10 protein-coding genes are annotated in these 13,185 nt (G+C 64.5%); 3 read left to right on the top strand and 7 right to left on the bottom strand.

Features of this window, described 5'->3' with window-relative positions:
- Positions 1–23: 23 nt before the first annotated feature.
- Complete coding sequence (locus VGN72_12655; GenBank protein ID HEV7300212.1) at positions 24–1,724, top strand: hypothetical protein; 1,701 nt, start codon at positions 24–26, stop codon at positions 1,722–1,724.
- 54 nt (positions 1,725–1,778) lie between these two features.
- Here VGN72_12655 and VGN72_12650 read toward each other — a convergent pair whose 3' ends face one another.
- Positions 1,779–2,588 carry a tetratricopeptide repeat protein gene (locus tag VGN72_12650; protein HEV7300211.1) on the bottom strand — a complete coding sequence of 270 codons (810 nt, stop codon included), beginning with the start codon at positions 2,586–2,588 and terminating at the stop codon, positions 1,779–1,781.
- A gap of 148 nt (positions 2,589–2,736) precedes the next feature.
- Between VGN72_12650 and VGN72_12645 the strand changes: the two genes are divergently transcribed.
- Positions 2,737–4,209 (top strand): AMP-binding protein, encoded by a 1,473-nt coding sequence (locus VGN72_12645; GenBank protein ID HEV7300210.1) that lies wholly within the window; start codon positions 2,737–2,739, stop codon positions 4,207–4,209.
- 138 nt (positions 4,210–4,347) lie between these two features.
- Here VGN72_12645 and VGN72_12640 read toward each other — a convergent pair whose 3' ends face one another.
- From VGN72_12640 to VGN72_12615, 6 genes are all read right to left on the bottom strand, one after another.
- Complete coding sequence (locus VGN72_12640; protein ID HEV7300209.1) at positions 4,348–6,396, bottom strand: hypothetical protein; 2,049 nt, start codon at positions 6,394–6,396, stop codon at positions 4,348–4,350.
- A complete protein-coding gene (locus VGN72_12635) occupies positions 6,393–7,034 on the bottom strand; it encodes an NAD(P)-dependent oxidoreductase (GenBank protein ID HEV7300208.1) in 642 nt (213 codons plus the stop codon). Before VGN72_12635 ends, VGN72_12640 begins: the two co-directional genes overlap by 4 nt.
- A gap of 82 nt (positions 7,035–7,116) precedes the next feature.
- Entirely contained in the window at positions 7,117–8,052 is a 936-nt protein-coding gene (gene uvsE / locus VGN72_12630) for a UV DNA damage repair endonuclease UvsE (GenBank protein HEV7300207.1), read from the bottom strand.
- Between the two features lie 76 nt (positions 8,053–8,128).
- A complete protein-coding gene (locus VGN72_12625) occupies positions 8,129–8,692 on the bottom strand; it encodes a hypothetical protein (GenBank protein ID HEV7300206.1) in 564 nt (187 codons plus the stop codon).
- Positions 8,693–9,084: 392 nt separating this feature from the next.
- Entirely contained in the window at positions 9,085–10,206 is a 1,122-nt protein-coding gene (gene mamK, locus VGN72_12620; protein HEV7300205.1) for a MamK family actin-like protein, read from the bottom strand.
- A gap of 241 nt (positions 10,207–10,447) precedes the next feature.
- Positions 10,448–11,368: a hypothetical protein gene (locus tag VGN72_12615; GenBank protein ID HEV7300204.1), complete on the bottom strand. Its 921-nt coding sequence runs from the start codon at positions 11,366–11,368 to the stop codon at positions 10,448–10,450.
- A 317-nt stretch (positions 11,369–11,685) separates the two neighbouring features.
- Between VGN72_12615 and VGN72_12610 the strand changes: the two genes are divergently transcribed.
- Positions 11,686–13,155, top strand: coding sequence for an MBL fold metallo-hydrolase (locus VGN72_12610; protein HEV7300203.1), 1,470 nt, complete (start codon positions 11,686–11,688; stop codon positions 13,153–13,155).
- The last annotated feature ends 30 nt before the right edge of the window (positions 13,156–13,185 follow it).

Raw genomic sequence — 13,185 nt, 5'->3', positions numbered from 1 at the left:
CTCCCGGCCTTGCGGGAGCACACGTGACGGATGACGACGCAGGCGATGACGTGCAACGCGCCGGCCCCACGCCGGCCGTTGGGCCTGCGCAGCGCCGGTGGCGCACGACGGCCGCACGGTTCCTCGCAATCGCGGGGCCGGTACTGGTGGCAGTTGCATACCTGTGGTTCGCGCTGCACTACATCGGCGCGTTTCGCTATCAGATGAACCCCGACGGCGTCGGGTACCTGTCCGTCGCGCATCAGTATGCCACCGGCCGTTTCGCCGATGCGGTCAATGCGTACTGGAGCCCACTTTACAGTTGGCTGCTCGTGCCGTTCCTGCTGGTGCGGGTGGAACCACTGCTGGCGACGAAGATCCTCGGCCTGCTGATCGGTGGCGCGACGATCTACGGCATGTGGCGGATTGCGCGCAACGCAGCCGTCCCGCGCAACGTCAACCTTCTGATCTGCGCCGCAGCCATTCCGCTCGTGGCCGATGCGGCGTACCAAGTGACCACGCCAGACCTGCTCGTGGCGTGTGCGATCCTACATTACCTCGCGGCGCTCACCGATCCATCACAACCATGGCGATGGACGCGTGCGCTGCGGATCGGTATGTGGGCCGGCATCGCCTACCTCGCCAAGGCGTACGCGCTGCCATTTGTGATCGCCCACTTCCTCCTGGTCCGGTTAATCGAGTTGATCCGCAGCGGTCCGGCCAGCCCGCGGGGCGCGATCCTCCGTTCGAGCGCGATCTCGCTGCTCGCGTTTATCGTGATCGTTGGCGCCTGGAGCACGGTGCTCACCCGAAAGTTCGGCTATGTCACCACCGGCAGCACCGGTCGCTACAACCTGCGGATCGACGCGCCGAACTCACCGGGCCAGGTGATGCACTTCGCCGGCTTCCTGCCGCCTCCGAACGAGACGGCCGTCAGCGTGTGGGACGACATCACGTATCACGTTGATCTGGTGCCGCGTTGGAGCCCGTTTGAGTCGGCGGAGAATCGGCAGTGGATGCAGCGCAACGTCAGCCGCAACTTCGATGCGCTGATGAAGCAAATCGAATGGATGACGCCGTGGTGTTACCCGATCCTGCTGCTGGGCGGGTTGCTGGTCCTGTCGCGGGCCGACCTGCGACCGCGGCGGCCGGGATTCATCCTGGCCACGGCGTTCCTGCTATACCCGTGCGGCTACCTGGTGTTGCACATCGAACGGCGATTCCTCGCGCCGGTAGGACTCCTGATGCTGCTGATGGTCGCCTACCTCATCGGACGCGCCGCAGCTCGTGGGCTGCTGAGCGGTTGGTGGCGGCGCGGCATCGCCGCGGCAGTGGTCGGGGCGACGTTCATCGGGAATCCGTGGGACAGTCTGGAGAAGTCGCGAGGCACCGGCCGATCGACCGTGGAACTGGCCGACCGGTTGCGCGATACGCTGCCCACCGGCGCAACGGTGGCGTCGGACGGCCGCTGGGGCGAGACGCTCTACCTATCCTACCTGCGCGGCTGGCACTACTACGGTGAACCCAAACCAAGCCAACCGGACACAGCCATCCTCGACGACCTCGATCGCCTAAACGTCGACTACCTGCTGGTCTGGCGCAAGCGCCACAACTGGCCAGCAAAGTACGGTTGGACGGAACTACCGATGTCGCCGGCCGTGCCGTTCAAAGTTTTCCGGCCACCAGTCGCCACAAAGCCCACGAGCATCCCGGCGACGCAGGCGTCAGCCATGGTCGCGGAATGACCTCGTAGGGGCAGGCACGAACGCTTGCCGTGTGATGCGTTTGTTGATTGCGCGCTACGGCAGGATCAGCGCATCCGGGAAATCGCTGACGACCTTCGCCCGCACGTCTTTGGCGGCCTGGTAAGTCGGCAATTCGGGAATGACGACCACGCTGCGACCTTGCAGGTCCGACTGGCGCGTCGGCGACAGCCCGCGCGCGCGAAGTTTCTGGATCACCTGGTCGGCCGGTGTCGGCGTAGCAAAAGTGGCCACCTGAACGCGGAACGCCTTGTTACCGGCACGCTCCGCCGCCCGGCGGGCCTGCTCGCTGTTGGGATACGTTCGCTGGACCTGTTCGAACGTGTTGTTGGCCTGATCGAACCGTCCCAGCCGTTGCTGGCTCAGGCCGATGCGGTACATCGCCCAGGCGCGGTCCTCCTGCGTCGGCAGGTTCTTCGCAGCGGCGTTCCAGTTGCCCAGGGCCGTCGTGTAGTCGTCCTGGAAATAGGCGACGTTCGCCAACGCGGACCGTATCTTCGATTCCTCCGGCTCCGGTGGCTTCTGCGCCAGCGCCTGTTCGTACAACGCGCGGGCGGCGGCGAGATCAGCACTGGCGGCCGAGGGGACGGGCTTCGGCCGCGATTCGACCGCGCGGCCCTTCAGGTAGTACGCCTGCGCCAGCGATTTCGACGTGTTCTCCTTCGCCGCGATCTGCTCGTCCGCCGCCGCGGTAACGGCAGCGTAATCCTTCGCCGCCAGCGCCGTGTTTGCCCGTTGCAGTGGCGCCGGCCCCGCCTTGGGGTTCTTGGCGGGTGGCGTGCAGCCACCGATCACCAAGGCCGTTAAAAATATGCCGCTAGTTATAGTCGCTCGCCCGTTTCGCATCCGTGCCTCGTTGGGATAGATTGTTGTGGTTCGGTCCGTCGTCCGTGGTCGATCGTTCGTTGCGGGTCGTGCGAAAGTCACGGCATCAACAACGACCGACCGCGAACGCCGGACAACTGACGACAAAACCACTGACAAAGGATCAATCATGCTCGTCGAATCCCTATTCGCCCAGGCCGCTAAGCAACCGACGGACATCGCGATCACGGACGACCGTGGCTCGATGACGTGGCAACAACTGGCGGCCGCGGTGACGGGGCTGAGCATGTACCTGGCCCAGCAGACCACCAAACCGCGCGTCGGGATCCTGCTGCCGGCCTCCGCCGGCTTCGTCGCCAGTTTCTACGGAACGCTGCTGGCAGGCAAGACGGCCGTCCCGTTGAACTTTCTGCTTGGCGAGCGCGAGATCGCCCACTGCATCGCCGACAGTGGCGTCGACACGATCGTCACGATGCCGCTGCTGGCCGCGAAGTTGAAGGACGCGCCACTGAAGATCGTCGACATCACCGCGCTGCCCACGCCCCCCGCCGGTGCGCTGGGCGCGCCGAAGTTCCCACAGCAATTGCCGAGCGACGTCGCGACGATCCTCTATACCAGCGGCACCAGCGGCCTGCCCAAGGGCGTGATGCTGAGCCACGCCACGCTGCAGGGGGACGTGGATGCCGCGATCGAACACGCGCAGTTGAAGGGGCAGCACAAGTTCTTGGGCATCATTCCGCTGTTTCACAGCACCGGTATGCTTGCGACGATGATCGCGCCAATCCGCCTGGGCGCCAGCATGGTCTACATCGCCCGGTTCAGTCCGGTGGCGACGATCAACGCGATTCGCGACCACAAGATTTCGGTGATGGCAGCGGTGCCTAGCATGTACGGCGCGCTCTGCCGGCTGAAGGAAGCGGGCCCCGCCGACGTCGAAAGTCTGTACGCCCCGCTGAGCGGTGGCGAGCCGCTGCCGGCGGCCATTCGCGAGGCGTTTGCGGCGAAGTTCAACAAGCAGATTCTGGAAGGCTACGGCCTGACCGAGACCTGCGGCCCGATCGCCGTCAACGTGCCGCACGCCGCCAAGCCGGGTTCGGTCGGCAAGCCGATTCCCGGCGTCGAAGTGCGCATCATGAATGACGACAACCAGCCCACGACCGGCGACGAGCCTGGTGAGGTCTGGATCAAGGGCCCACCGGTGATGAACGGCTACCTGAACAACGCCGAAGCCACCGCCGCCGCGCTGACGGCCGATGGGTTTTTCAAGAGCGGCGATCTCGGGAAGGTTGACAGCGACGGTTACCTGCACATCACCGGTCGCAAGAAGGAACTGATCATCGTGGCCGGCGAGAAGCTGTTCCCGCGCGAATTGGAAGACGCCATCATGACGCTTCCCACCGTCGCCGAGGCCGCGGCGATCGGCAAGAAGGACGACATGCGTGGCGAGGTGCCGGTGGCGTTCGTGGTTGCCAAGGAAGGCCAAACCGTGACGGCGGAGCAGGTCCGCGACGCCGCTCGTTCACAGGGCTTGGCACAGTGGAAGCTCCCGAAGGAAGTGTTCGTGGTCGCCGAACTGCCAAAGTCGCCCACGGGCAAGGTGTTGAAGCGCGTGCTGGCGGAAAAGCTGAACGCACCCGCGTAGGTATCCGGTGTCATCCCGATGGGAGCCTTGGCGACCTGAGGGATCTCGAACAGCCGAGCGATTCGCGGCCTCTCGAGATCCCTCGCTGCGCTTCGGGATGACAATTCGCGCTTGGCGTGCTATTGGCAGTTGTTCCAACTACCGCTCCGGCACGATCATGTGCCCGTGACGGTTCAGCATGTAAGGCCGATCCCGCGGCCCCGGATAAGTCGGCGGGATGCTCGGCACGTGGCGATACGTGGATGACAGCCGCTGGATCTCGGCCGGGTCAATCAGCACCCATTCCCCCTCTGGCAGTTCCGATAGCGGCCGCCCCGTCCAGGCGGTGATCGGGTCATCAGCGTCCGCGCGAACGTTGAAGATCGTGCGGTACGGCACCTGAGACGACCTCGCTTTGTGCAGGAACGTCTGAGCGTCGCCAACGAAATGCACGACACCACCGGCGTCGTAAATTCGCTGCAGTTCCATCGGCTGAAGGAAACTCACGTCTTCCATTGCGAACACTCCCTGCCGACCGATCTCCGCGAACCGCGCGAGGCGCGTATGCATTCCGCCACCCGATTCGAACGCGCCGAGCCAGCCGAGCAGCGCAGCCAATGCGATCGTGATCGCCGCGATCCAGCGTGCCGCTCGTTGACGTTCGACCAAAGCGACGGCGATGGCCATCAGCGGTATGGCGGGCACGAAGAACCGCCCGATTCGGTGTGTGAAGCCGATCCAGAACGCCAGCTGCACGATCAACACTATCCCGATAACGCAGGCCACCTGCGCCCGCGCGCGGCCGGCAAGGGCTAGTCCAACAATTGCCAATGGCACGAGCGCGTAACCGTACTGCCACTGCACCACCACTTGATGCGCGATGGCGGTGATTGGCCCCTGCCCGTTCGGCACGGCGGCATGGGCGGCGGCGTAACGCTCGACCTGGCCGGGCGAAAAATCACCGGCGCCGAACACGCTGATGGCGTTCGGGAAGAACGGGTTGCCGGACCACGCGAGATTGCGGAATAGCCAAGGCGACAAGATCACCATCGCCACCACACCCATCATCACCGCCGATCCGAACGCTCTACCGACCGGTTTACGGAATGCCAAGGCGGCCAGCACGACCGCAAGCGGCACGGGCGCCAGCAGCATCGGCCCGGCCGTCAGCTTCACGCCGCACGCGAGACCCGCGGTCACGCCGGTGATCAGGGCCGCCATCCAGAGGCGATTGCGGCTTTCATCCGCGAGCGATCCAACGGCGACGATCGTCCATCCCACCGCCAGCGCGACGTACAATAGCAACGCCGTCTCCACGTACCCCACCGACCCCAGCATCGCGATCCACGGCAAGCTCGCCGCCGCCGCAGCGGCCAAGGTGGCGCCCGCGCGCGAAGCGAACATGCGCGCTACACCGTAGACGGCGATCACCATCAGCACCGCGTAGGCCAGGCTCATGAACTGCGAGAAATACATGCCCGCCCACGCCCCGCCGTGCAGGTGCATGCCGAGCAGGTACTGCATTTCGACGTTGAACGGGAAGTACGAGAAGACGTTGTGCGGCAACGGCACGATACGGCCAAGGTCGTACCACTCGCGCGGCACCTGCAGGTGATAGGAGACGACGTCGTACGGATGCGGGTCGTCCGGCTTCCACATAAACCCCGGCAACACCGATGCCGCCACCGTCGCCACCGCCAGCGCCGGCATGGTCGCGATGAACAGCCAGTGCCAACCGGCGGGCTTTCGCAGCCACGCCCGAAGGTGAGAAGACAAATCGTCGTCTCGCGTGAACCGCGTTCGATCCACCCGGATGAACCAAAGGATAAACGACAACACGGGCAGCGCGATCGCCGTCGGGCGGTTCAAGAGTCCGACGAGTCCCAGGCCGAGCGCCGCGAGGCTAAATGCGCCCAGTCCGATGCCAGCGGCCGTCGCGAAGGCGAGCGGCTTGCTCGCGGTCCACCGCGCCGGCCGCACGAGCAGATCGCCAAGGCAGGCAGCGGCCAGCACCCAGAGAACGACGAGCACGCCGTCGGCCAGCAGGAGCGACAGGATCGACATCCACGCATCCTGGGCATAGCCGACGACGATTACGCCCCACGTCAATGCGCACGCCGCGACCAGTGCGCCGCGCGAGTTGACTGGTGACGCGGCATCGGCTGTCGAGTTCGCAGATGTCATCACCATGTCGAGTGTCTCGCTCATAAAGTCAGATCCGGGTAACGAAGTCGCAGCCAGCGGCGCAGTTCAGCCACGCCACCCGTCGCCACAGCAACGGCGGCCTCGGAGCTGGCAAGGGATCGCAGGACGTCGCTCCGCTGCTCTGCCGGCAAGCCGGATCTCACGATGCTCGGCCGAAGTTCCGCCACGGCGCCGGCCAACGCCACCCACGTTGGTTCGAGCGCCGCAGCCAGTTGATCGCGGACCGCCGCTGCGATCGCTGGACTGGCGCCGGCGGCGACGGTCAACGTGATCGAACCGGCCCGATGCACCGCAGGCACCGTGAAGTCACCCGGGTTCCCGCCAGCGTCGTCCGACCGGTCCGCCCGGCCAACGAGGATGCCGCGCTGTCGCGCATCCCGGGTGACGGCATCGTTCACGGCCATTGAGTCGGTCGCAGCGAATGCAAGCGACGCGCCATCGAGATGTTGTGGGTCGTACGTCGCCGTCACCCGCTCGACGTAACCTGGCAGTTGCGCGTGAAACGTCGGGCTGACGCAACGCACGCGCGTCGCGCCCGCAGCGGCAAGACCGGCGGCCTTGCGGACAGCCACCAATCCTCCGCCGACGATGACGATCAGGCGGTCGGTGACGTCAAGTTGAATGGGATAGGCATGGGCCACGGTCTTCGCGATGCTATCTGCACATCACGCCGTTGGCGAGCGGCGACCGGGCAAGGACGGCCGTCTCACCAGATCGCGGCGTTCACTTCCTGCGGGCGCGCAGGTCGTTGATTGCTTGTTCCTTCCCGCGGGCCTCCACTTCGATCCATGGCACGTCGCTATAAGCGGCCGGCAAGTCGGTAATGAGCTGACTGTGGTTGCGGTCGCGGAAGGCGGTGTTCCCGTTGGACAGGTGGACGAGCTGCCACCCTGGCCGTGGCCAGGTGGCGCAGGCGGCGCGCGTCAGCCGGCGAATGCTGGGGTGATCGTAACTGTCGAGCTGTTCCTTGATCGCGTGATGCAGATTGTCGAACACCATCGGCACGTTCGCCGCCCGGCAGATGCGCAGGATGTCGGTCGCGGAGTAGCTGTACTCGTCGTTCTCCAGACACAGGCGCGATCGCACCGCAGGTGACAGTTGGCTGATGGTCTCCAGCAGACGTTCCGCCCGATCCGCCTTGCCGCCATGGATGATCATCGCGGCCCACGGGCTGCGCGGCAGGCCGATCAGGTCGAACGCCAACGCGTGCTTTTCCAGGATCATCACGCTCGTCTGCACGACCTTCGGGGTGTCACTGCTTAGCACGACGAACTGGTCGGGGTGAATGACGATGCGGATCTTCAACCGTTCCGCCCGGCGGCCGATGGAGGACAGCAACGCTCCATAGCCGCGCAGCACAGCGTCGCCGATCGGTTCGTCGCTCATGGGGAACAGCGACGACGTCACGCGATACAGTCGAATGTCATGGCGGTCACAGTACGACAACGCGTTGTGGAACCGGCTGATGTTTTCCCAGTAGATGCGCTCCAACAGCGCCCGCCGGGCGGCGTCATCGGGCAAGGCCAGGTAAGCGGCCCGCGTGGTCGTGCGGTAGCGGCACTCGTTACTAAAGGTGATGCAGACGAGGCCGTACTGTGGCTGTTCGACCTTGGTCGCCGGCTTTCGAGGCGCGGACGGTTTGGTGGACGCTCGTGGCATAGCCAACGTTACGCAACATTCGGGCCACTGGATGCCAAAGCGGTTTGAGCCGCGAAGGAAAGAAGCCGAGGACGAATCACCCTTCCACGCCCCGCCAAAGGTAGTACGTCGCGATGGTTCGCCATGGCCGCCAGCGGTCGCCCAGGGGCAGCAGCTCCTTGGCGGTCGGGCGGGTCGGCAGGCCGTAGAGGCGCTTGTAGGATTCCTGCAGCCCGAGGTCGTCGATCGGGAAGACGTCCGGGCGGTTCAGCACGAAGATCAGGAACATCTCCGCGGTCCACCGGCCGATGCCCTTCACCGGAATCAGCGACTGAATCACCTCTTCGTCCGTCATCTTCGCGAACCGGCGGACGGGAACCTTCCGGTCGATGAAGTGGTCGCACAGGTCGATCAGGTAGCCCCGCTTTTGCCGGGAAATGCCGCACGAGCGGATGGTCGCCTCGTCGTCGCTCGTCAGAAACGCCTTGGCCAGCAACGGCGTCGGCTTGCGGCGTGGGAACTGGTCGCGAAAGCGGTTGAACAGCACCGTCGCGACCTTCGTGCTGATCTGCTGCGTGAAGATCGATTGAGCCAGCACGATGAAGTAGTCGCGCCTCGGCTTTAGCCCGCATGGGCCCACGCGCTCGATGACGGACTTCATCACCGGGTCTACCTTCGACAGATGCGCTGTGGCTTTTGACCAGTCAGGCTTCTGCGTTGGGTCCGTGAACCACATGCAGGCATCTTAGGCGAGGGTGGATGGTCTGGGCGCGACCGGGTTCGTTTCCACCGCCGCATGCTTCGGGAGAGAATCGGTGCGACCTGACGAATCACGTGCAGGCCAGAGCATGTCATCCCGAAGGGAGCGGTAGCGACCTGAGGGATCTCGAATGACGAGCGATTCACGCCACTGGGAGATCCCTCAGGTCGCCAAGGCTCCCATCGGGATGACAACCTGTATGGGCGGTACTCGCTCCAAACGAAAGCGGGCCGGCACTTTCGTGCCGGCCCGCTCGTTTCGTTACGGAAAGTCTCTCGGAACTGCCTTGGAGACTACCGGAGCTGCTGCCAATAGTCGGCGGGCATATCCTGAGCGAGCTGGAGCGCGCCGACGGCACCCGCGTACAGCGGTTCCTCGACGATCGTCACCTTGCCGCCACCGACGATCTTTTCCATCTCGACTTCGAGACGCTTGTTCAGGCCACGCATCAGGCCACCACCACCCGACAGAAGGATGTTCTGACGCAGGCGTTCCTGGTATTCGGGGTTGAACGTGCTGACCAGCTTGTGGATGCCTTGAACGATCGGGTCGATCAGGATGCTGCACGCGTCACGCATGATGCCCGTGATGTCGTGCGGTGTCGGCTTACCGGCGACGGGCAGCAGGACCTCGATCTTGTCCTTCGTGTCCGACACGTAGCCGTACTGTTCCTTGAACGCCTTGCACATGTTCAGCGTGATCGAGGCCTGCGGGTAGGCCTGCTTGATCAGCTCCATCAGCTTGGCGTCGACCGCGTCACCGGCGATCGGGATCGTCACTTCGTCTTCTTCCGTCGGCACCGTACCGTGCATACGGCACAAGTCGCTCGTGCCGGCGCCGATGTCGATGACGAGGATGTCGCTCATCTTCTCCATGCCGTAGGCGACCGTGAACGGTTCGCTGACGAGCATGACGGCGTCGCAGCTGTCCTTGGCGGCGTCGATCATCGCCTGCTTGTTCTTCGAGCTGGCGAGCGACGGCACACCGATGACGGCGAAGATCTGCTCGTCGCGGCCGGGCTCCATCATCTCCACCAGGTGGCGGATCAGGTCCTTGGAGGCCTCGACGTTGCGACCCTCGGGGTCCTGCGTGCCACCCTCACCGTCGAACGTGCCCTTGATCACGCCCTTCTCGAGCGGACGGTACAGTTCGACAGCCAGGCGGTTGTCCAAGGCGTGCTTGCCGAAGATCACGTCGGCCTTCAACAGCTTGCGCGACACGGCGTCCTTGGGGTAGCCGACGTAGCTCTCGACGGTCTTGCGCTTGCCGTCCAGGCTCACGACCGAGCTGCGGCTGGTGCCAAGGTCGATGCCCAGGAGCAACGGCTCCGTCTGTTGACCGCCATCATCGTCACGCTGACGCGAGGCAATGATGTTCTTACCAATTTGGGGACGAATGCTCGACTTTTCGCTCATGGATGTCAGACTCCGAAAAAGGGGTTGTTTTGTTCTGTTTTGCTTGTTTGGTTTGAATTGCACCGCTCGCGCTTGCGGGGGAGACCTCCGCCTTTGGGTTAGGCGACTCTAACCTCGCGTCCGAAAGCGTGCTAGTAAAATCGGTAAAATATACGTCCTATGACAGTTGGGTACGATCGGATGTTTCCACTCTGGTCACCGCTTCGCGCCCTTCCTGAGCAGATCATCGGCTATCGGTGGCTCAGGCTTTATCGTCGCCCGATGCCACAGGCAGCGTGCCTTCGTCGGAGCCACCATCGGCCTCCGCCATTGGGGCGTCTTCCATTGGTGCGTCGGCCTCGGCGACCGCTGAGGCTTCGGCGGGAACGTCACCGGTGTCGGTGACCGAGGGTGGAGCAGGCGGCGGTGTAACGCCACGCTGCAACTGCATGTTCGACTTGAAGATTTCCAACAACACGTCGTTGTCGGTCATCTTCACCTTGCTGGCGCGACCGCGACGACGGCCACCACCGCCACCACCTTCACCACCACCACCGCGGCCAAAGCTGGCGTTGCGGGCGGCGGCCTGGATGCTGGCCAGCACGGTTTCTGCGGTCGTGATCAGGTTCGCCAGCCGGTCGATCTGGGCATCGAGCACCGGACCACCGGCGACGGGCCCGGCAGGGGCGAAGTTGGCGGGCACCGGCGGTGGAGCCGCGGGCTGCGGTGGACGCGGGGGCTCCAGCGTCTGCGGGCTGGTGATGTTCTTGCTGTCCTTGAACAGCCCTTCGATCGCCTTGGCGACGCGCTCGCGCGTCTCGGTATCACTGTCGAGTTCGCTCTGCGCCTCGGCCATCGCCTGGTCAACGACCTGCGACACCCGCCGGCGAATCTTGTCGCGGTCGATCACCCACACCCGCTTGCCGCGATAACGCTCCGTCAGGTCGTCGAACGCGATCTGGTGCGCGCTGGCGTCGAACGCAGAGTCGAGCGCGTCGGCGAACCGGGGCGCCTGACCCATGTTGGGGGCGGGGAAGTTGGGCTTGGGATCCGGGTTCAGCGACTCGGTCACAATGCCGTTGTCGGCCAGCGCATTAAACGCGGTTTCTTCGGTGTCGGCCTCTACGTGACCAACGACCGGCTTGCCGGTCTCGCGAATCAAGCCTCGGAAAAGATATCGCAAAGTTGTCCTCAGTCGTGAAGCCCGCAGCGCCTTCGATGCAGGCAGGTGTTCGTCTTCACACTATCGGCCGTTGCGGGGGTGACTTCATCAGAATCGGGCCAATGCCTTGGAACTACCATGAATACTCAATCTTACGCCGTTTTGCCAATCTATTTAACCGTCATATTCAGACCGATAACAGTGCGCGACGCACCTACGTCGTCGGACCTCGCCATTGAAGTGGCAACGCCGCGCCGCTCGACGGCGTTGCCACTTCAGTGGCGAGGTCTTGATCCTTCAATATGGTGCAAATGGCCTGGGACGCTTACCCTTCCTCCATGCGCATCCACTTTTGCGGCGCCAACCGCACCGTCACCGGCTCGTCGCACCTCGTGGAGATCAACGGAAAACGCATCCTGCTCGACATGGGCATGTACCAGGGCCAGCGCGACGAGGCCAGGCGGATCAACGAATACCAGTCGTTCGACCCGCGCTCGCTGGACGCCATCGTGCTGTCGCACGGGCACCTCGACCATTGCGGCCGACTGCCCGTGGCGCTGCGGGAGGGCTATACGGGCCCCATCTACGCCACGCCCGCCACCTGCGAGGTGGCCCGGGTGGTGCTGCAGGACTCGGCCCGCATTCAGGAGGAAGACGCCGAGTACCTGAACCGCCGATCGCGCTCGCCGCAGGGGGAAGAAGTCAGCCCGCTTTACACGTTCAGCGATGTGGGCGCGGTGCTGAAGGCGTTCCGCCGCACGCCCTACCGCCAGCCGACCGATTTGGGTAACGGTGTCTCGTTCACGTTCCACGATGCCGGCCATATCCTCGGCTCGGCGTACGTGGTGATGGAATTCGAGGAACTCGGCAAGAAACGCCGGCTGCTGTTCACCGGTGACATCGGCCGCTACGACACCCCCATCCTGCGCGACCCCGAACCACTGGCCGGCACGTTCGACGTCGTCATCACCGAAAGCACCTACGGCGGACGCGCGCACGGGCCGATGGACGACGTCGAACCGCAATTCCTGGAAGCCGTCCAGCAGATCATCCGCAGCAAGGGCCGGTTGATCATCCCCAGCTTCGCCGTCGGGCGCACGCAGACGGTGCTGTGGTACATGCAGAAGTTCGTGGCCGAGGGGAAGATCCCATCGATCCCCATCTATGTCGACAGCCCAATGGGCGCCGAGGTGACGCGCATCACCTCCGAGTTCCGCGAAAACTACGACACGCAGACGCAGGAGCTGATCGGCCAGAAGGACCTCTTCGGCCTGGGGAAGGTCACGCTCGCCACCAGCCGAGAGGAGAGCAAGCGCGTGAACGCCGACCGTGGGCCGTGCGTCATCATCGCCAGCAGCCCGACGTGCGAGTTTGGCCGGGTGTTGCACCACGTGGCGATGAGCGTGGAGCGCGAGCAGGACTTGATCGTCTTCGTCGGTTGGATTCCCCCGCACACGCTCGGCCGGCGGTTGCAGGAGGGGCAGACGCGGGTGCGCATTCTCGACCGCTGGTACGACCTGAAGTGCCAGGTGCGCACGCTGCATGGCTTAAGCGCCCACGGCGACGGTGACGAGTTGCTGCGCTTCCTCGGACCGACGCTAAAGCCGCAGACCACCGCCTATATCGTACATGGCGAAGCCGACCAAGCCGAGACGTTCGCCGCCCGCCTGGTCGCCGCGGGCGTCGGCCGGGCCGTGGTGCCGGCGATGGAGTCCAGCGATTTCAGCGGCGCGGTTGCCCGGGTGACCGTCGACCCTGATTCTGAGGACACCGGCCGCCGCGAGGGCGCCAGCGCGCAGATGGAATGACGCCAACCGGCGGAGTAGGCACTGACTAAC

The organism is Tepidisphaeraceae bacterium (genome assembly GCA_035998445.1).
GTDB lineage: Bacteria > Planctomycetota > Phycisphaerae > Tepidisphaerales > Tepidisphaeraceae > DASYHQ01.
Note: the sequence above shows the minus strand (reverse complement) of the source record. Positions and strands in the feature narration are given on the sequence as shown.